The following is a 19,571-nucleotide window of genomic DNA, read 5'->3' on the forward strand; positions in this document are numbered from 1 at the left end:
GAGCATTCATGCAGTATTCAGAAATTATGATTCGCTATGGAGAGTTGTCAACCAAGGGTAAAAACCGTATGCGTTTCATCAATAAACTACGTAATAATATCTCAGACGTTTTGTCCATCTATCCTCAAGTTAAAGTGACAGCAGACCGCGATCGTGCCCATGCTTATCTCAATGGGGCAGATTATGAACCAGTGGCAGAATCTCTCAAACAAGTTTTTGGAATACAAAACTTTTCTCCAGTATATAAGGTTGAAAAATCCGTAGAAGTTCTGAAATCTGCTGTCCAAGAGATTATGAAGGACATCTACAAGGAAGGAATGACCTTTAAAATCTCAAGCAAGCGTAGTGACCACAACTTTGAGCTAGATAGTCGTGAACTCAACCAAACTCTTGGTGGTGCAGTCTTTGAAGCCATTCCCAATGTACAAGCACAAATGAAAAATCCTGACATCAATCTTCAGGTGGAGATTCGTGAAGAGGCGGCCTACCTTTCTTATGAAACCATTCGAGGAGCTGGTGGTTTACCGGTTGGAACTTCAGGGAAAGGCATGCTCATGTTGTCAGGTGGGATTGACTCACCAGTAGCTGGTTATCTAGCTCTAAAACGTGGAGTGGATATCGAGGCTGTCCACTTTGCTAGTCCACCATATACAAGTCCAGGTGCCCTCAAAAAAGCGCAGGATTTGACTCGTAAATTGACTAAGTTCGGTGGTAATATTCAGTTTATTGAAGTGCCTTTCACTGAGATTCAAGAAGAGATTAAGGCTAAGGCTCCAGAAGCTTATCTCATGACTCTGACTCGCCGCTTTATGATGCGCATTACGGACCGTATCCGAGAAGTGAGAAATGGTTTGGTCATCATCAATGGTGAAAGTCTTGGTCAGGTGGCAAGCCAAACCCTGGAGAGTATGCAGGCTATCAATGCGGTGACTAATACACCGATTATCCGACCAGTTGTGACCATGGATAAGTTGGAAATCATAGATATCGCTCAGGAAATTGACACCTTTGAAATTTCTATCCAGCCCTTTGAAGACTGTTGTACGATTTTTGCACCCGATCGTCCGAAGACAAATCCAAAGATTAAGAATGCAGAGCAGTATGAAACACGTATGGATGTCGAAGGTCTGGTTGAACGTGCAGTAGCAGGAATCATGATTACTGAAATTACGCCTCAAGCTGAGAAGGATGCAGTTGATGAGCTAATTGACGATCTCCTCTAATTAGAAAATCCAGAAGAATAGAGAAAATAAGTAGAAAAAGTTAGTTTTTTGTTCTAAATTTAGACGGAAACTGACTTTTTTTCTATTTTTGTGCTATAATAAGATAAAATTTTGAATATAGAGAGTTTTCTGACAATGAATCAATCCTACTTTTACCTGAAAATGCGAGAGCATAAATTAGTGGTTCCCTACACAGGTAAGGAGCGTCGCGTACGTGTTCTCCTCCCCAAAAACTATGATAAAGATACGGATAGAAGCTACCCAGTTGTGTATTTTCACGATGGACAAAATGTCTTTTATAGTAAGGAATCTTACGTTGGACATTCCTGGAAGATTATCCCAGCCATCAAGCGAAATCCAGATATCAGCCGTATGATTGTTGTGGCTATTGACAATGATGGTCTTGGTCGAATGAACGAGTATGCGGCATGGAAATTCCAAGAGTCCAACATTCCTGGCCAACAATTTGGTGGTAAGGGAGTCGAGTACGCTGAGTTTGTCATGGAAGTGGTCAAACCCTTTATCGACGAAAACTATCGTACAAAGTCTGACCGCAAGCACACTGCTATGGTTGGATCTTCTCTAGGTGGCAATATTACCCAGTTTATTGGCTTGGAGTATCAGGATCAAATTGGATGTTTGGGAGTTTTCTCATCAGCTAACTGGCTTCACCAAGAGGCCTTTGATCGCTATATCGAGCGAAAAAAACTACTGTCTGACCAGCGTGTCTTTATCTATGTTGGTACGGAAGAAGCAGACGACACAGACAAGACTCTCATGGCTGGCAATATTAAGCAGGCCTATATCGACTCTTCCCTTCGCTATTATCATGATTTGATAGCGGGAGGAGTTGAGTTGGAGAATCTTTCACTTAAGGTTCAGGCTGGAGCCATTCACCATGAAGTGCCATGGTCAGAAAATCTCCCAGCTTGCCTACGCTTTTTTGCAGAAAATTGGTAATTAGTATAAAGGAGACAGGATATGAATATTGAACATCTTAGCCACTGGAGTGGTCATCTTAACCGTGAAATGTATGTTAATCGTTACGGACACGCAGGTATTCCAGTGGTTGTCTTTGCTTCCTCAGGTGGGAGCCACAATGAATACTATGATTTTGGCATGATTGATGCATGTGCATCCTTTATCGAGGAAGGTCGAGTGCAATTCTTTACCCTTTCAAGTGTCGATAGTGAGAGTTGGCTAGCAACATGGAAAAATGGTCATGACCAAGCTGAAATGCACCGTACCTATGAACGATATGTGATTGAAGAAGCCATTCCTTTTATCAAGCACAAGACGGGCTGGTTCGACGGCATGATGACGACAGGCTGCTCTATGGGAGCTTACCATGCACTCAACTTCTTCCTTCAGCATCCAGATGTCTTTACCAAGGTTATCGCCCTCAGTGGTGTCTATGATGCGCGTTTCTTTGTAGGTGACTACTACAATGATGATGCTATCTATCAAAATTCACCAGTAGACTATATCTGGAATCAAAATGACGGTTGGTTTATCGATCGTTACCGTCAAGCTGAAATTGTGGTTTGTACGGGACTAGGTGCTTGGGAACATGATGGCCTACCTTCTTACTACAAGCTCAAAGAAGCCTTCGATCAAAAACAAATTCCTGCCTGGTTTGCAGAATGGGGACACGATGTTGCCCACGATTGGGAATGGTGGCGCAAACAAATGCCTTATTTCCTCGGTCACATGAGTCTATAAAAGGAGTCGCTTATGAATTATCTTGTAATTTCACCCTATTACCCACAAAATTTCCAACAGTTTAGTATTGAGTTAGCTAATAAAGGAATCACCGTTCTAGGGATTGGGCAAGAACCCTATGAACAACTAGATGAACCATTGCGAAATAGCTTGACTGAGTATTTCCGAGTTGATAATCTTGAAAATATTGATGAAGTGAAACGTGCAGTTGCCTTTCTTTTCTATAAACATGGACCAATTGACCGCATTGAATCACACAATGAATACTGGCTAGAGTTAGACGCTGCCCTTCGTGAACAATTTAATGTCTTTGGTGCCAAACCAGAAGACCTTAAGAAGACCAAGTTCAAGTCCGAAATGAAGAAACTCTTCAAGAAAGCTGGAGTTCCCGTTGTGCCAGGTACTGTTATTGAAACAGAGGCAGATGTTGATAAAGCTGTGAAAGAGATCGGTCTTCCCATGATTGCAAAACCTGATAATGGAGTGGGAGCAGCCGCAACCTTCAAACTTGAAACAGAAGATGATGTCAATCACTTTAAGGCTGAATGGGATCACTCAACCGTTTATTTCTTTGAAAAATTTGTCACCTCTAGTGAGATCTGTACTTTCGACGGTTTGGTAGATAGAGATGGGAATATCGTCTTTTCTACGACCTTTGACTACGCACACACCCCCCTCGATCTCATGATTTATAAGATGGACAATTCTTATTACGTTCTCAAAGAGATGGATCCAAAATTGCGTAAATATGGTGAGGCAATTGTCAAAGAATTTGGCATGAAGGAACGATTCTTCCATATCGAGTTCTTCCGTGAGGGTGATGATTATATTGCTATCGAGTACAATAACCGTCCAGCAGGTGGCTTCACCATTGATGTCTATAACTATGCCCATTCTTTTGATTTGTATAAGGGCTATGCAGCGATCGTTGCAGGTGAACCATTCCCAGCTTCTCAATTCGAGCCTCTATACTGCTTGGCAACATCTCGTCGCGCTAATGCCAACTATGTTTATTCAGAAGAAGACTTGCTCGCCAAATATGATCACCAGTTCAAGGTCAAGAAAATCATGCCTGCAGCCTTTGCTGAATTGCAAGGAGACTTTCTCTATATGCTAACGACATCAAGTCGTGAAGAAATGGATCAGATGATTAAGGACTTTGGTCAGCGTCAAGAATAATCAAAATTTTGACTTAACAAACTCTCTTTGTTAGGTCTTTTTTGAAGAACTGAAATAAAAGCGTTTTCCCATAGGATTCTTTTAGAAAATCTGTTGCTAAAAGGCTTAAAAATTGATAGAATAGGGATTGTCTAAAAAATATTAAGGAGAATCTATCAATGGATTTCGCATGGGCAGTCAAATATGCCACAGAATTTTTGGGAACAGCCATCTTGATCATCTTGGGGAATGGTGCAGTTGCCAACGTTGAACTTAAAGGTACGAAAGGTCACCAAAGTGGCTGGCTCGTTATCGCTGTTGGTTACGGTATGGGGGTTATGATCCCTGCCTTGATGTTTGGTAATGTTTCTGGTAACCACATCAACCCAGCCTTCACTCTTGGTCTAGCAGTTAGCGGACTTTTCCCTTGGGCACAAGTAGCACCATACATCGTTGCACAAGTCTTGGGAGCAATCTTCGGACAAGCCTTGGTTGTTGCAACTCACCGTCCTTACTACTTGCAAACTGAAAAAGCAAACAATATCTTGGGAACTTTCTCAACAATTTCAAGTTTGGACCACGGTACAAAAGAATCACGCTTCGCAGCAACAGTTAACGGTTTTATCAACGAGTTCGTTGGTTCATTCGTTCTCTTCTTTGCAGCACTTGGTTTGACAAAGAACTTCTTTGGAGCTGAAGTTCTCCAATACATGAAACAAATGGCAACTCAAGCTGGTCAAAATGTTGACTTCTCTGATTTGGCAATTAAAGCTCAAGTAGCGCCTCATACAGCTTCAGGACTTTCTGTTGCTCACTTGGCACTTGGTTTCCTAGTAATGGCCTTGGTAACTTCTCTTGGTGGGCCTACAGGACCTGGTTTGAACCCAGCTCGTGACTTTGGACCACGTCTCCTTCATGCCTTCCTTCCAAAATCAATCCTTGGTCAACACAAGGGTGATTCAAAATGGTGGTATGCTTGGGTACCAGTAGTTGCACCGATTGCAGCAGCTATTGCAGCAGTAGCGCTCTTCAAATTACTTTACCTATAATCACTCAAAACTGGGGAATCCCAGTTTTTTTTGTCTAGGAAAGTCGAGTTTTTAAATAGAGATTCTTAAATCGTCAGACTTTTTTCATTTTAATGCTAAAAGTGAAAATGTGGCGAAAATATGGTAAAATAGAGTACTAAGTAAACGTTAAAAAGGAATATTATGCGTAAAGAGATTGCACCCGAATTATATAATTACAATAAATTCCCTGGTCCTGAATTTCATCTATCTGGAGATAAAGTCGAAGCTGAAGGGTTTACCTTTACTTTGGTTGAAAATAGTAAGGATGCTTTTGATGCAACGGCATTTACTCAACGCTTTTCTGAAGTTTTAAGTAAGTTCGATTATATTGTTGGAGACTGGAGTAATGAGCAGTTGCGCTTACGTGGTTTCTACAAGAATGAGCGAGCAGAAGAGTCTCTTGAGAAAATCAGTCGTTTACAAGATTACCTACTTGAGTATTGTAGCTATGGTTGTGCCTATTTTGTTTTAGAAAATGAAGTTCCTAAACGAGCACCGTTTGACCAAAAGATGCGCAAAAAAGAGGAAGAAAAGGATTCTCGCAAAGGGAAAAAGACTTCCCAAAGTAAGAAAAAAAATCATACGGACAAGAGAAATAGACGCCGTTCAAAAGAACAGAAATCTCAGAAAGAAGACAAGGGGCAACGTCATTTCGTCATCCGTAAGAAAGATTAGAGAATAAGGAGAAAAGATGAAACCGTCTATTTATAGTTTAACACGTCAAGGCATGCAAGAATGGGTCTTGGAGCAGGGAGAAAAGAAATTCCGTGCCGACCAAATCTGGGAGTGGCTTTACCGTAAACGTGTCCAGTCATTCGAAGAAATGACCAACTTGTCTAAGGATTTGATTGCCAAACTCAATGATCAATTTGTAGTCAATCCTTTGAAACAACGCATCGTGCAAGAATCAGCTGATGGTACTGTAAAGTATCTCTTTGAGTTGCCAGATGGGATGTTGATTGAGACAGTGCTGATGCGTCAACACTACGGTTTGTCAGTCTGTGTAACGACTCAGGTAGGATGCAATATCGGTTGTACCTTCTGTGCATCAGGCTTGATCAAGAAGCAACGTGACCTCAATAACGGTGAAATCGTTGCGCAGATTATGTTAGTCCAAAAATATTTTGACGAACGTGGACAGGACGAACGTGTTAGTCATATCGTTGTCATGGGTATTGGAGAACCTTTTGATAACTACAATAATGTCTTGAACTTTATCCGTACCATCAATGATGATAAGGGAATGGCAATCGGTGCTCGTCATATCACCGTATCAACTTCTGGCTTGGCTCACAAGATTCGTGAGTTTGCCAATGAAGGCGTACAGGTTAACCTTGCTGTTTCTCTTCATGCTCCAAACAATGAACTGCGTTCAAGCATTATGAAGATTAACCGTGCCTTTCCGATTGAAAAACTCTTTGCAGCTATCGAGTACTACATCGAAACAACCAACCGCCGTGTAACTTTTGAGTATATCATGCTAAATGAAGTCAATGACGGAGTCGAACAAGCACTTGAGTTGGCTGAATTACTTAAAAACATCAAGAAATTGTCTTATGTCAATTTGATTCCTTACAACCCAGTTAGTGAGCATGACCAGTATAGCCGAAGCCCTAAAGAGCGCGTAATGGCTTTCTATGACACGCTCAAGAAAAAAGGTGTCAACTGTGTTGTTCGTCAGGAACATGGTACTGATATCGATGCCGCTTGTGGACAATTGCGTTCAAATACCATGAAGCGTGATCGTCAAAAAGCAGTAGCAGAAGTAAATCCATAAGATGAGTCGAAAAACATTACTAAGCTTAGGAGTGATTCTATACAGTCTTTGTATTGTCTGTTTTTGTTTTACTCCCCAGCCTCAACTTCCTACAGGAGTGGAAACTCCAGGTATTCAAACTTTTGGACGCCTGGTTTTTCTTTTGACGCCTTTTAACTCCCTTTGGAAACTGGGTGACGTAACAAGTCTTTTTCAGTTATTTTGGATATTTTTACAAAATGCCTTAAATATCCTCTTGCTCTTCCCACTGATTTTCCAACTTCTCTTTCTCATGCCTGGTCTAAGAAAAACGAAGAAAGTGATTTTGTTTAGCTTTTTATTGAGCTTGGGAATTGAATGCACGCAACTAGTTTTAGACTTTTTCTTGGACTTTAATCGGGTCTTTGAGATTGATGATTTGTGGACCAATACTCTAGGTGGCTACCTGGCTTGGCTCCTCTATAAATTACTACATAAAAACAAGATAAGGAATTTAAATGAGTATCTTAGAAGTTAAAAATTTGAGTCACGGTTTTGGTGACCGTGCGATTTTTGAAGATGTATCTTTCCGTCTCCTCAAAGGTGAACACATCGGATTAGTTGGTGCTAACGGTGAAGGAAAATCAACCTTCATGAGCATCGTAACTGGTAAAATGTTACCTGATGAAGGTAAGGTGGAATGGTCTAAATATGTGACAGCAGGCTACCTTGACCAGCACGCTGTGTTAAAAGAAGGCCAAACCGTGCGTGATGTCCTTCGTACTGCTTTTGATGAGTTATTTAAGGCAGAAGCACGTATCAATGAACTCTACATGGAAATGGCAGAAGAGGGAGCTGATATTGATGCATTGATGGAAGAAGTTGGCGAACTCCAAGACCGTTTGGAAAGTCGTGATTTCTATACATTAGATGCTAAGATTGACGAAGTAGCGCGGGCCCTTGGTGTCATGGATTATGGTATGGATACAGACGTAACAGCCTTGTCAGGTGGACAAAGAACCAAGGTGCTTTTGGCCAAACTTCTTCTTGAAAAGCCAGATATCTTGTTGCTTGACGAGCCAACTAACTATTTGGATGCTGAGCATATCGACTGGCTTAAGCGCTATCTGCAGAACTATGAAAATGCATTTGTTCTTATCTCTCACGATATTCCATTCCTCAACGATGTGATCAATATTGTCTATCATGTAGAGAATCAACAGTTGACACGCTACTCTGGCGATTACTACCAGTTCCAAGAAGTCTATGCAATGAAGAAATCGCAGCTAGAGGCAGCCTATGAACGTCAACAGAAGGAAATTGCTGACCTCAAGGATTTCGTAGCCCGTAATAAGGCGCGTGTTGCAACACGAAACATGGCCATGTCCCGCCAGAAGAAATTGGATAAGATGGATATCATCGAGCTTCAAAGTGAGAAGCCAAAGCCTTCCTTTGATTTTAAACCAGCTCGTACACCTGGACGCTTTATCTTCCAAGCTAAGGACTTGCAGATTGGTTACGACCGCCCACTTACAAAACCATTAAATCTTACCTTTGAGCGTAATCAAAAGGTTGCCATCATCGGTGCCAATGGTATCGGGAAAACAACCCTCTTGAAGAGTCTTTTAGGAATTATCCCACCCATTGCTGGGGAAGTTGAACGTGGAGATTACCTGGAACTTGGCTACTTTGAACAAGAAGTGGAAGGAGGCAATCGTCAAACACCACTCGAAGCTGTCTGGAACGCCTTTCCAGCGCTCAACCAAGCAGAAGTCCGTGCAGCCCTTGCCCGTTGTGGTTTGACCACCAAGCATATTGAAAGCCAAATTCAGGTCTTGTCAGGTGGGGAACAAGCCAAGGTTCGTTTCTGTCTCTTGATGAATCGTGAAAACAACGTTTTAGTGCTGGACGAACCTACCAACCACTTGGATGTGGATGCTAAGGGTGAGCTCAAACGAGCTCTAAAAGAGTATAAGGGATCTATCCTTATGGTTTGCCACGAACCAGACTTCTATGAAGGCTGGATGGATCAAATCTGGGATTTTAACAACTTAACTTAAAATGAGAGTAAAAGAAATACAGTACCTAACGAGGATACTGTATTTTTTGGTTTTTAAGATTTAAAATCGTAGTCCTTAACAATTTCGATACTGTCGATAGTGATAGCAGTAGTTGGTTTGTCTTTTTCGTCTTTTTCAGCCTTGGCAATCTTGTCAACAACATCCATACCGTCGATGACTTGACCAAAGACAGGATGTTTTCCGTCTAGACTAGGGTTCCCACCTTCTTTGTAGGCTTCGATAATTTTCTTTGGATAGCTACTTGTAGGAAGTTTGGCAGAAATGTCTGTTGTATTTTGGTTGATGAAGAACTGGCTACCATTGGAATTTGGTTGGCCAGTATTAGCCATGGAGAGAGAACCACGGATGTTATAGAGATATGGAGAGATTTCGCTCTTGAAACCAGTTCCATGGTCTTTAGTCTTGTCCTTATCGTGCCAGATGGATTCGCCACCTGTACCATCTCCTTTTGGATCACCAGTCTGAACCATAAAGCCATCAATCACTCGGTGGAAGGTAACGCCATTGTAGTAGCCTTCCTTAGCGTGAGTTAGGAAATTTTCAACCGCAAGAGGGGCTAGCTTTGGAAAGAGTTTGATGCGGATATCTCCTTGACTTGTATGGAGAATGACTTCAGCCTCGTCTTCAGCAACTTCTTTAGATAGTTGTGGGAAATTGGCATTTTCATTTGTCAAGGCGTCTTTAAGATCCTTGGCAGATTGGGCAGCTGCTTTGGAACTTTCTTCGACAGCCAAGCTAGAATCTACATAGTCATCCCCTCGCAGACTACGTTGGATACTGCTACATCCAGCAAGGGCAAAAGTTGAGATTAATAGAAGTGTTACTATTTTTTTCATGGGAATCCTTTCAAAAATCATTTCTACCATTGTACCCTAATTGAAAGTGGATTTCAAATATTAGTGACAGGGTGATTTTACAGAAAATCGACCAGAAATTGCCTAAAGATTCTTCTTTGGATGGCGTTCAATGATTGCTTGATGGTCTTTGAGTGCCTGTTCTCCTTTTGTACTTAGTTTATAGCCGCGAATCGAAAAGAGACTAGCCAGTTCCTCTTCTGAAAAATGGTCATGAAGTGCTTGATCCAGGTCGGCAGCCTTCATTTTGGAAAGGCCAGTAACTCCCTTCTTCTTAAGGATATTCTTTTTCATGGTGCTATTTAGATGGCCAAGTGAGTCAAAAGCAGTTTCGACAAGAGCATAGCCTTTTTCAACAAGTGTATCTAAATGTTTCGGGGCATCAATGCCATAAGTGTACTCGAAGTATTTAGGAAACCAGGTTTCTGTGGTAAAAGTACCAAAGTTGATTCTCCATAGGAGGATAATATCTCCTGCCAGGAGATTGTCTTCAAGTAATTCCATATTTCGTTTTGGCACAGGCTTGGGATTTAGGAGCCAAGCATCTAAATCACGTTCAGGAGAGATAAAGGGTTTGACTTGATGGTCTTTGTAAATCTTCTCTATAGTAGTATTCATAAAGTTTCTCTTTCTAATTTATCCCTATTAGTCTAACAAATTTCAAAAAAAATTTAAAAATTTTAAAGTCTGTCAAGTTTTTTTCTTGACACCTCTTAGAAATCTGATATAATAGAACATGTGCTAAATAGCTCAGCTATTTCACCGAACTAAAAAATAAAAGAAAAGAGATATTAAAAATGGCAGTTAAAATCCGTTTGACTCGTATGGGTTCTAAGAAAAAACCTTTCTACCGTATTAACGTAGCAGATTCACGTTCACCACGTGACGGACGTTTCATCGAAACAGTTGGAACTTACAATCCACTTGTTGCTGAAAACCAAGTAACTTTGAAAGAAGACCGCGTTCTTGCATGGTTGGCTGATGGAGCTCAACCTTCAGATACAGTACGTAACATCCTTTCAAAAGAAGGCGTATTGAAGAAATTCCACGATTCTAAATTCTCTAAATAATTCTAAAGTAGGTTGACAGATGGATACGATTGAAAATCTCATTATTGCAATTGTGAAACCTTTGATTTCACAACCAGATGCCTTAACTATCAAGATTGAAGATACACCAGAATTTTTGGAGTATCATTTGGATCTTGACCAAAGCGATGTGGGTCGTGTGATTGGTCGTAAGGGTCGCACTATCTCTGCGATAAGAACGATTGTCTACTCTGTCCCAACTGAAGACAAAAAAGTAAGAATCGTTATTGACGAAAAATAAGAAAAGCGGGACGGATTGTCTCGCTTTTTTTGCAAGGAGCAGGATATGAAGGATTTAACGTTTAGACAATTACAAGACTACTTACTCGAACATTACCAGCAGTCTCGGACTGAGGAAGGTCTTTTTATCAAATTGGTAGAAGAAGTTGGTGAAGTAGCTGAAGTTTTAAATGGACGCTCTGGTCGAAAAGAGGGTGTTCAAGACTCGAACGAGGAACTTGCTAAAGAACTTGCTGATATCATTCACTACACCGTCGCAATTGCAGCCATCAACGACATTGATCTAACCAAGACCATTTTTGAAAAAGATAAAAAGGCAGCTATCAAATATCAGCATGAACGAGATTTGGAAGGATATTTAGAAGCCGAAGGTCAGAACTAGCTTTTTCCTCCAACTTGTGAAAATCCCTGGAACGTGATAAAATAAAGGAAGAAACATACACAGGAGATCAAATGAACTATTTTAACGTTGGAAAAATCGTCAATACACAAGGTTTACAAGGTGAGATGAGAGTCTTATCTGTGACGGATTTTTCGGAAGAACGCTTTAAAAAAGGTGCAGAGCTGGCCTTATTTGATGAGAAGGATCAATTTGTTAAAACAGTGACTATCGCAAGTCACCGTAAGCATAAAAACTTTGATATCATCAAATTTAAGGATATGTACCATATCAATGCTATTGAAAAGTACAAGGGATACAGTCTTAAGGTTGCTGAGGAAAATTTGAATGACCTAGACGATGGTGAATTTTATTATCACGAGATTATCGGTTTGGAAGTCTATGAGGGTGATAACTTGATTGGAACCATCAAAGAAATCCTGCAACCAGGTGCTAACGATGTCTGGGTGGTCAAGAGAAAAGGCAAGCGTGATTTGTTATTGCCTTATATCCCACCAGTTGTCCTCAATGTTGATATTCCAAATAATCGTGTGGATGTAGAACTCTTGGAAGGGTTAGACGATGAAGATTGATATTTTAACCCTCTTTCCAGAGATGTTCTCGCCTCTAGAACATTCCATCGTTGGGAAAGCTCGTGAGAAGGGACTTCTTGACATCCAGTATCACAATTTTCGTGAATATGCTGAAAAGGCCCGTCATGTGGATGATGAGCCATATGGCGGGGGTCAAGGGATGTTGCTACGTGCGCAGCCAATCTTTGATGCCTTTGATGCCATTGAAAAGCAGAATCCGCGCGTGATTCTTTTGGATCCTGCTGGTAAGCAGTTTGATCAAGCCTATGCTGAAGATTTAGCCCAAGAAGAAGAACTCATCTTTATCTGTGGTCACTACGAGGGCTATGATGAACGCATTAAGACCTTGGTAACAGATGAGATTTCTCTTGGTGATTATGTTCTAACTGGTGGAGAACTGGCAGCAATGACCATGATTGATGCGACGGTTCGCTTGATACCAGAAGTAATTGGGAAGGAAACCAGTCACCAAGATGATAGCTTCTCATCTGGGCTCCTCGAATATCCTCAGTACACACGTCCTTATGACTATCGTGGCATGGTGGTTCCAGAAGTGCTTATGAGTGGGCATCATGAGAAGATTCGTCAATGGCGTCTCTATGAAAGTCTCAAAAAAACTTATGAGCGTAGACCAGATTTGTTGGAACATTACGAATTAACAGCAGAAGAAGCCAAAATGTTAGCAGACATTAAAGAAAATACAAACTAAAAGGAGAAGCCTATGCAAGTCATTAAACGTGATGGACAAGTTGCCGACTTTGATCCAGATAAAATCTATCAAGCCATTCTCAAAGCTGCTCAAACAGTTTATGTTTTGACAGATGATTTACGTCAAAATCTAGCTCAAGTAACTAAAAAGGTTGTCTTGGATCTAGAAGAAGCAAAAGTGGAGCGTGCGACAATCAGCATGATTCAATCAATGGTTGAGCATCGCTTGCTTGGCGCAGGCTACATTACCATTGCTGAACACTATATCTCTTACCGTTTGCAACGTGATTTAGAGAGAAGTGGTTACGGAGAACACATTGCTGTTCACCTTCATTTTGAACAAATCCGTTAATAGAAAAGAGTGAGATGAAGAAAACTCATCTCACTCTTTCTTAAATCGATTTTTTTGGGCAGTTTGGACAGTTGAGGGAACAAAACTTATTTTTTGAATATCTGGGATTCGAATAATGCGGGTCACATTTTTTGCAAAATTTTTAACGATAATTTGCTGGCGATCCGTATCATATTTGATGATATCCCCTGTAAAACTCGTATCTGAAAAAATAATGTGGACAGCAGTTTTTTTTAGGAGTGCCTCTTTAATGGCACTTGTCAGGGAGTCGGCTTTTGAATGATCTGGTTCTTCTCGTCCGTTGAGAAAGCCTTGGAATTTTTGTTGAATGTAGTTAAATAAATCTTTCATCGGAGCCTCCCTTCTTTTTACCATTATATACAATTTTAAAAAAATCTACAAGATTTTACGAATAATCAAGTGAAGACAATCAAAAGGAGAATACAATGGCAGAATTTACATTTGAAATCGAGGAACACTTACTTACGCTCTCAGAGAATGAAAAAGGTTGGACTAAGGAAATCAATCGTGTCAGCTTTAACGGAGCACCAGCAAAGTTTGACATTCGTGCTTGGAGTCCAGACCACACTAAGATGGGGAAAGGAATCACCCTCTCAAACGAAGAGTTTCAAGTGATGGTCGATGCCTTCAAAAATCAATAAGCAATCATAAAAAAACAGACGAAAGGAGGTTGGGAGAAAATTCCCGACCTCCTTTCTTTCTTTCTTTATTTATGTGAAAAGTAGGGTTGACTACTAAGTCGTTGAAGGAGTGGTCGTCCGATAAAACTAATAGCAATAATTTTTGCAAGATCAGGAATGATAAAGGGAATGACACCGACAGCGAGAGCCTTGTCAATAGGCATACCAGCAAGGAAGTGGAGGCTGAGAATACCACCGACAAAGACAAGGGAATCCCCTAAGAGATTGGCTAGGAAAATACGTACAACACTGCTATTCGTATGAGTCAGATAGGAAGCAAGCCCAGCATAGACAAGGTCAAACCATAGATAACCAGCACTTGGTCCTACTAAAACGTGGAAACCAGCTCCGCCGCTAGCAAAGACAGGAAGTCCAATGGCACCCAGTAAGAGATAGAGTCCAACAGAGAGAACAGCTTCCCTTGGTCGAAAAACAGTAGCAATGAGACCGATAGCAAAGTTTTGCAGAGTAAATGGTACAGGTCCAATTGGGATACTAATTTGGGCTAATACTGCAATCAGAGCAGCCCCGATAGCTGGAATAGCGTAAATATGTGCTTTTTTCATAATAGTTAACCTCTTTTATAATTTATAGTAACTATTATACTTTAAGAAACATAATTGTCAACCTATTTTAAAAACAAAGGTTACAAATTTGTAACGGCCGATTTAGACAAAAAAGTCGGCTAGGATTTTTTTCAGAACACAGATAATCTTATCCGTAATAAAAAATACCCTTATGGAGCTTGGCTACCATATGGTGAATAAACCTTAGGAATCCTGATGGAAAAGAGTTCTCTAATTTGCTCTAGTAAAAGAAAAAGATTGAAGAAAATGGTCCAAAATAGACTTTTTCTTCAATCTGAATGACCGAGATGATCTCATTTAAAATTATTAACGCATAGTCACAAACTCTTCTGAGCCAGTTGGATGGATAGCGACTGTCGCATCAAAGTCAGCTTTTGTAGCTCCCATCTTGATTGCTACTGCAAAACCTTGAATCATTTCATCAACGCCGTAGCCGATGCCATGAAGGCCAACGACCTTTTCATCTGCACCTGCTGTAACGAGCTTGAAGCGAGCTTCTTGACGGTGGCTGGTAACTGCTGAATACATAGAAGCAAATTTTGAAGTATAGACTTTAATGTTTTCTTGTCCATACTCTTTGATAGCTTCTTCCTCAGTCAGACCGACAGTTCCGATAGCTGGGTGTGAGAAGACAACAGTTGGAATAGTAGTGTAGTCCATTTTGGCATTGGTTTTACCGTTGAAAAGTCTTTCGGATAGGGTACGTCCAGCCTTGATAGCAACAGGAGTCAGTTCTTTTTCACCTGTCACATCGCCAAGAGCGTAGATACCATCAACGACTGTGTTTTGGTATTCGTCAACTTGGATGAAACCACGTTCATTGAGAGTAACGCCTGCCTTTTCTAGCTGGAGTCCTTCAACGTTTGGACGGCGGCCAGTTGCCCAGATAACTTGACTGGCAGTATGAGTACTACCATCTTCGAAATGAATGGTAATGCCTTGTTCAGTTTCTTCAAGTTTAGCAGGAACCTTATGGGTGTGGAGGTTTAATCCAGTATTTTCCATTTCTTGAACCAAGCTCTCAACAATATAGCTATCAAATCCACGAAGTGGACGCTCGCGACGGACGAATAAATCAGTCTGTACATCAAGAGTATGGAGCACGCCAGCTAATTCGACAGCAATGTAACCTGCCCCAAGAATGGCTACAGATTCAGGCAACTCTTCCCAAGCAAAGACATCATCAGAACTACCACCTAGTTCCGCACCAGGAATGGCAGGAATATGAGGATGGGCCCCAGTTGCAATGACGATGTGCTTAGCACGGATCAAATCACCATTGACACTGACTGTATGAGCGTCAACGAACTCGGCGCGTCCTTCAATCAAATCAACTCCGTTACGCTTAAAGCTTCCACCATAAGAAGAACGAGCACGGTCAATATAGGCTTCACGATTCTTACGAAGCCTTGCGTAATCAAATTCATTCCCAGTGCTCGTGAAACCATAGTCAGGTCCATATTTGTGGATACTCTCTGCAATTTGTGCTCCATACCACATGATTTTCTTGGGAACACAGCCCAAATTTACACAAGTTCCACCTAATTTCTTTTCCTCAATGACTGCAGCTTTTGCCCCGTGTTCACCAGCACGATTCATGGTAGCAATTCCCCCGCTACCTCCACCGATAGCGATAATATCATATTCTCTCATAGAAAGCTCCTTTACTTGTTTTCTAGTCATATTCTATCTTTTTTTGGGAGTCAATGCAAAAATCTGCTACGCTTAAAATTTTTAAGAAAATGCTTGCAAAAATAAAAAAGAAAGTGTATTATGTAACTAATACAACAATAAAAGATTTTAGCAAATGTTTTTGGATAATGAGAAATCAATTGTCCATTTTTAGGATGTGTGCTATAATCTTAACATATATATTTATAAAAGGGGTATTGCTATGAAAAGAAAGTCAAAAGCTAAGAAATGGCCTTTATTTACTGCTATTGGAGTTGCATCAGTACTTGTAGTGGGAGCAGCAGCTGTTCTTCTACTGAGACAACCAAATCAAGCTGCAACAAAAGATGAAACTGCTAAGATTGTCCTTGCCAAAGAGGGGTCTGTGGCATCTTCAGTTCTTTTATCTGGTACCGTAACAGCTCAGAATGAACAATACATCTATTATGATGCCAGCAAGGGTGACTTGGATGAGGTCTTGGTTTCTGTTGGTGATCAGGTCAGCGAAGGACAGGCTCTCGTTAAGTATAGTAGCACAGAAGCCCAGGCTGCCTATGATGCTGCCAGTCGTGCTGTTGCTAAAGCTGATCGTCATATCAATGAACTGAATGAGTCTCGAAATACCGCTGCAGCAACACCTAGCCTTCCGCAAGCAGGTCTAGAAGGAGCAACTGGACAAGCGCCAGCTCAGTCATCCGGTTCTGCTACAGCTGCTATTGATTCTCAAATCAGCGATGCTCGTGATGTGCGTGCAGATGCAGAAGCGCAACTCGAAAAAGCTCAAGCCCAGTTGAATGCAGCTACGGTTTTGAGTACGGTAGAAGGAACAGTTGTAGAAGTAAATCGTAATGTTTCAAAATCTCCAACAGGAAATAGTCAAGTTTTGATTCATATCGTAAGTAACGATAACTTGCAGGTCAAGGGAGAGCTTTCTGAGTACAACCTTGCCAATCTATCTGTAGGCCAAGAAGTCACTTTCACTTCCAAGGTTTACCCAGATAAAACTTGGAATGGTAAGATTAGCTATATTTCAAATTATCCAAAAAATAACAGTGAAGCAAGCAGTAGCTTAGCTGGTTCAAACACAGGTTCTAAATATCCATATACCGTCGATGTAACAAGTGAAATTGGTGATTTGAAACAGGGATTTACAGTCAGTGTTGAAGTGAAAAGCACTAGCAAAGCACTAATTGTTCCGATCACCAGCGTAGTCATGGAAGAAGATAAAAACTATGTTTGGATTCTTGATGAAAATCAAAAGGCCAAAAAAGTTGAAGTTGGTTTGGGCAATGCAGATGCAGAAAATCAAGAAATCACATCTGGTCTGACAGATGGAGCAAAAGTCATCAGTAATCCGACAGCTTCCTTGCAAGAAGGAAAAGAGGTGAAGACTGATGAAGCAACTAATTAGCCTCAAAAATATCTGTCGTAGCTATCGCAATGGTGATCAAGAACTACTAGTCCTCAAGAATATTAACCTAGAAGTTCATGAGGGAGAATTTGTAGCAATCATGGGACCATCTGGTTCTGGGAAATCTACCCTTATGAATACCATTGGGATGTTAGATACCCCTACAAGTGGTCAGTATTTTCTAGATGGCAAAGAAGTAGCTGGTTTGGGTGAAAAACAATTAGCCAAGGTTCGAAATCAGGAAATCGGCTTCGTCTTTCAACAATTCTTTCTCTTGTCCAAGCTCAATGCACTTCAAAATGTAGAACTTCCCTTGATTTATGCAGGAGTTGCTGCATCAAAACGTCGCAAATTAGCAGAAGAGTATCTGGAAAAGGTTGAACTGACCGAGCGTAGCCATCATTTACCTTCGGAGTTGTCAGGTGGTCAGAAGCAAAGGGTTGCCATTGCGCGTGCATTGGTCAACAATCCTTCAATCATCTTGGCAGATGAGCCTACTGGAGCTTTGGATACTAAAACTGGAAATCAGATCATGCAACTCTTAGTTGAATTAAACAAAGAAGGAAAAACCATCATTATGGTTACGCATGAGCCTGAAATCGCTGCTTACGCCAAGCGTCAGATTGTCATTCGTGATGGCGTCATTTCATCTGATAGTGGTCTCGTAGAAAAGGAGGAAAACTAAGATGCAGAATCTGAAATTTGCCTTTTCATCCATTATGGCCCACAAGATGCGTTCTTTCCTGACCATGATTGGTATTATCATCGGTGTTTCCTCAGTTGTTGTGATCATGGCCTTAGGTGACTCTATGTCTCGTCAGGTCAATAAAAATATGACCAAGTCCCAGAAAGATATCCATGTCTTTTTCTCACCTACAAAGAGTAAGGACGGTTCCTTTACACAAAGACAATCTGCATTGACCTTGTCTGGTGGTCGAGAAGAAGATTTTGTTGAACCACCAAAACCTCAAGAAGCATGGGTCAAGGAAGCTGCTAAGCTCAAGGGAGTGGATAGCTACTATGTGACCAACTCAGCCAATGTGACCTTGACTTATAAGGATAAAAAGGTCGAACACGCTAACATGACGGGTGGGAATGTCACCTATATGGATGCGGTTGAAAATAAAATCATTGCAGGTCGTGGCCTTAGAGCGCAAGATTATAAGGATTTCGCAAGTGTGATCATCCTAGATGAAGAACTAGCCAATAGCCTTTTTGGTTCATCACAAGAAGCTCTCAACCAAATTGTTGAAGTAAATGAAATCAGTTACCGTGTTATTGGTGTTTATGCAAGTAAAGAGGCTAAGGCTGCGAAAACATTTGGAGTCGGAGGACTACCAATCACGACCAATATTTCCTTAGCAGCTAATTTTAACACAGATGAGATTTCAAATATTGTCTTCCGTGTCAATGATACTAGCTTAACCCAGACTTTAGGACCAGAGTTGGCAAGAAGAATGACAGAGATTGCAGGTCTTCAACAAGGGGAATATCAAGTTGCAGATGCGTCTGCTGCCTTCCAAGAAGTTCAACAACTCTTTGGCTTCATAACAACGATTATTAGTGCTATTGCTGGGATTTCCCTCTTTGTTGGTGGTACCGGTGTTATGAACATTATGCTTGTTTCGGTGACAGAGCGTACCCGTGAGATTGGTCTACGTAAAGCACTAGGAGCAACACGGGCTAATATACTGGTTCAATTCTTGATTGAATCCATGATTTTAACCTTATTAGGTGGGGTCATCGGTCTTCTGCTTGCTGCAGGGGTGACCATGCTTGCAGGAGTTCTTCTTCAAAATATGATTGCAGGAATCGAAGTTGGCGTATCCATCCCAATCGCTCTCTTTAGTTTAGCGGTCTCAGCTGGCATCGGTATGATTTTCGGAGTTCTACCAGCCAATAAAGCTTCTAAGCTAGATCCGATTGAAGCTCTTCGCTATGAATAAGATAATCAACAGGAAAAACAAGATGGACATCAGTCTGTCTTGTTTTTGTATG

Annotated in this window: 24 protein-coding genes; 19 read left to right on the forward strand and 5 right to left on the reverse strand. The window is 41.1% G+C overall.

Annotation, left to right across the window (positions count from 1 at the left end):
* Positions 1 to 8 precede the first annotated feature (8 nt).
* The 9 genes from thiI to abc-f all read left to right on the forward strand — a co-directional run bounded on the left by thiI (position 9) and on the right by abc-f (position 8,968).
* Entirely contained in the window at positions 9 to 1,223 is a 1,215-nt protein-coding gene (thiI, locus tag RRU92_RS05540; protein WP_006150037.1) for a tRNA uracil 4-sulfurtransferase ThiI, read from the forward strand.
* Positions 1,224 to 1,358: 135 nt separating this feature from the next.
* A complete protein-coding gene (locus tag RRU92_RS05545; protein ID WP_315638861.1) occupies positions 1,359 to 2,183 on the forward strand; it encodes an alpha/beta hydrolase in 825 nt (274 codons plus the stop codon).
* A gap of 21 nt (positions 2,184 to 2,204) precedes the next feature.
* On the forward strand, positions 2,205 to 2,945 hold the full coding sequence (locus RRU92_RS05550) for an esterase family protein (protein ID WP_049503006.1): 741 nt from the start codon (positions 2,205 to 2,207) through the stop codon (positions 2,943 to 2,945).
* A gap of 12 nt (positions 2,946 to 2,957) precedes the next feature.
* Positions 2,958 to 4,124, forward strand: a complete 1,167-nt coding sequence (locus tag RRU92_RS05555; protein WP_315638863.1) for an acetyl-CoA carboxylase biotin carboxylase subunit family protein — start codon at positions 2,958 to 2,960, stop codon at positions 4,122 to 4,124.
* A 158-nt stretch (positions 4,125 to 4,282) separates the two neighbouring features.
* Positions 4,283 to 5,152 (forward strand): aquaglyceroporin Gla, encoded by an 870-nt coding sequence (gla, locus tag RRU92_RS05560; protein ID WP_281335100.1) that lies wholly within the window; start codon positions 4,283 to 4,285, stop codon positions 5,150 to 5,152.
* 162 nt (positions 5,153 to 5,314) lie between these two features.
* Positions 5,315 to 5,848, forward strand: coding sequence for a YutD family protein (locus RRU92_RS05565; protein WP_315638864.1), 534 nt, complete (start codon positions 5,315 to 5,317; stop codon positions 5,846 to 5,848).
* Positions 5,849 to 5,864: 16 nt separating this feature from the next.
* Positions 5,865 to 6,950: a 23S rRNA (adenine(2503)-C(2))-methyltransferase RlmN gene (rlmN, locus tag RRU92_RS05570; RefSeq protein WP_045763788.1), complete on the forward strand. Its 1,086-nt coding sequence runs from the start codon at positions 5,865 to 5,867 to the stop codon at positions 6,948 to 6,950.
* Position 6,951: 1 nt separating this feature from the next.
* A complete protein-coding gene (locus RRU92_RS05575; RefSeq protein ID WP_315638866.1) occupies positions 6,952 to 7,446 on the forward strand; it encodes a VanZ family protein in 495 nt (164 codons plus the stop codon).
* Positions 7,427 to 8,968: a ribosomal protection-like ABC-F family protein gene (gene abc-f / locus RRU92_RS05580; RefSeq protein ID WP_315638868.1), complete on the forward strand. Its 1,542-nt coding sequence runs from the start codon at positions 7,427 to 7,429 to the stop codon at positions 8,966 to 8,968. Before RRU92_RS05575 ends, abc-f begins: the two co-directional genes overlap by 20 nt.
* 53 nt (positions 8,969 to 9,021) lie before the next feature.
* Here abc-f and RRU92_RS05585 read toward each other — a convergent pair whose 3' ends face one another.
* Both RRU92_RS05585 and RRU92_RS05590 read right to left on the reverse strand, forming a co-directional pair.
* The gene (locus RRU92_RS05585) at positions 9,022 to 9,825 is read right to left on the reverse strand and encodes a peptidylprolyl isomerase (RefSeq protein WP_315638870.1); all 804 of its coding nucleotides are present in this window, start codon (positions 9,823 to 9,825) and stop codon (positions 9,022 to 9,024) included.
* A 102-nt stretch (positions 9,826 to 9,927) separates the two neighbouring features.
* Entirely contained in the window at positions 9,928 to 10,461 is a 534-nt protein-coding gene (locus RRU92_RS05590) for a hypothetical protein (RefSeq protein ID WP_315638871.1), read from the reverse strand.
* 179 nt (positions 10,462 to 10,640) lie between these two features.
* Between RRU92_RS05590 and rpsP the strand changes: the two genes are divergently transcribed.
* From rpsP to RRU92_RS05620, 6 genes are all read left to right on the forward strand, one after another.
* Complete coding sequence (gene rpsP, locus RRU92_RS05595; protein ID WP_000268760.1) at positions 10,641 to 10,913, forward strand: 30S ribosomal protein S16; 273 nt, start codon at positions 10,641 to 10,643, stop codon at positions 10,911 to 10,913.
* Between the two features lie 19 nt (positions 10,914 to 10,932).
* A complete protein-coding gene (gene kphA, locus RRU92_RS05600; RefSeq protein WP_000379617.1) occupies positions 10,933 to 11,172 on the forward strand; it encodes an RNA-binding protein KphA in 240 nt (79 codons plus the stop codon).
* 45 nt (positions 11,173 to 11,217) lie between these two features.
* Entirely contained in the window at positions 11,218 to 11,553 is a 336-nt protein-coding gene (locus RRU92_RS05605) for a MazG nucleotide pyrophosphohydrolase domain-containing protein (protein WP_049502993.1), read from the forward strand.
* A 71-nt stretch (positions 11,554 to 11,624) separates the two neighbouring features.
* The gene (rimM, locus tag RRU92_RS05610) at positions 11,625 to 12,143 is read left to right on the forward strand and encodes a ribosome maturation factor RimM (RefSeq protein WP_315638873.1); all 519 of its coding nucleotides are present in this window, start codon (positions 11,625 to 11,627) and stop codon (positions 12,141 to 12,143) included.
* Positions 12,133 to 12,852, forward strand: coding sequence for a tRNA (guanosine(37)-N1)-methyltransferase TrmD (gene trmD, locus RRU92_RS05615; protein WP_315638874.1), 720 nt, complete (start codon positions 12,133 to 12,135; stop codon positions 12,850 to 12,852). Before rimM ends, trmD begins: the two co-directional genes overlap by 11 nt.
* 12 nt (positions 12,853 to 12,864) lie before the next feature.
* The gene (locus RRU92_RS05620; protein WP_001196044.1) at positions 12,865 to 13,203 is read left to right on the forward strand and encodes an ATP cone domain-containing protein; all 339 of its coding nucleotides are present in this window, start codon (positions 12,865 to 12,867) and stop codon (positions 13,201 to 13,203) included.
* Positions 13,204 to 13,233: 30 nt separating this feature from the next.
* Here RRU92_RS05620 and RRU92_RS05625 read toward each other — a convergent pair whose 3' ends face one another.
* Positions 13,234 to 13,554, reverse strand: coding sequence for a hypothetical protein (locus RRU92_RS05625; RefSeq protein ID WP_315638875.1), 321 nt, complete (start codon positions 13,552 to 13,554; stop codon positions 13,234 to 13,236).
* A 95-nt stretch (positions 13,555 to 13,649) separates the two neighbouring features.
* On the opposite strand from RRU92_RS05625, the gene RRU92_RS05630 reads away from it, so the two are divergent.
* A complete protein-coding gene (locus RRU92_RS05630) occupies positions 13,650 to 13,865 on the forward strand; it encodes a YdbC family protein (RefSeq protein ID WP_000807425.1) in 216 nt (71 codons plus the stop codon).
* Between the two features lie 65 nt (positions 13,866 to 13,930).
* Here the strand turns inward: RRU92_RS05630 and RRU92_RS05635 are convergent, their stop codons facing one another.
* Positions 13,931 to 14,470, reverse strand: a complete 540-nt coding sequence (locus RRU92_RS05635) for a biotin transporter BioY (protein ID WP_315638876.1) — start codon at positions 14,468 to 14,470, stop codon at positions 13,931 to 13,933.
* Between the two features lie 327 nt (positions 14,471 to 14,797).
* Complete coding sequence (gor, locus tag RRU92_RS05640; protein WP_315638877.1) at positions 14,798 to 16,144, reverse strand: glutathione-disulfide reductase; 1,347 nt, start codon at positions 16,142 to 16,144, stop codon at positions 14,798 to 14,800.
* Positions 16,145 to 16,385: 241 nt separating this feature from the next.
* Between gor and RRU92_RS05645 the strand changes: the two genes are divergently transcribed.
* The 3 genes from RRU92_RS05645 to RRU92_RS05655 are packed head-to-tail and all read left to right on the forward strand — an operon-like array spanning position 16,386 to position 19,519.
* Positions 16,386 to 17,573 (forward strand): efflux RND transporter periplasmic adaptor subunit, encoded by a 1,188-nt coding sequence (locus tag RRU92_RS05645; protein ID WP_315638878.1) that lies wholly within the window; start codon positions 16,386 to 16,388, stop codon positions 17,571 to 17,573.
* Positions 17,557 to 18,258: an ABC transporter ATP-binding protein gene (locus RRU92_RS05650; protein ID WP_315638879.1), complete on the forward strand. Its 702-nt coding sequence runs from the start codon at positions 17,557 to 17,559 to the stop codon at positions 18,256 to 18,258. Before RRU92_RS05645 ends, RRU92_RS05650 begins: the two co-directional genes overlap by 17 nt.
* Before the next feature lies 1 nt (position 18,259).
* The gene (locus RRU92_RS05655; protein WP_315638881.1) at positions 18,260 to 19,519 is read left to right on the forward strand and encodes an ABC transporter permease; all 1,260 of its coding nucleotides are present in this window, start codon (positions 18,260 to 18,262) and stop codon (positions 19,517 to 19,519) included.
* Positions 19,520 to 19,571 lie beyond the last annotated feature (52 nt).

It is taken from the genome of Streptococcus sp. DTU_2020_1001019_1_SI_AUS_MUR_006, from assembly GCF_032340315.1.
Taxonomy (GTDB): Bacteria; Bacillota; Bacilli; order Lactobacillales; family Streptococcaceae; genus Streptococcus.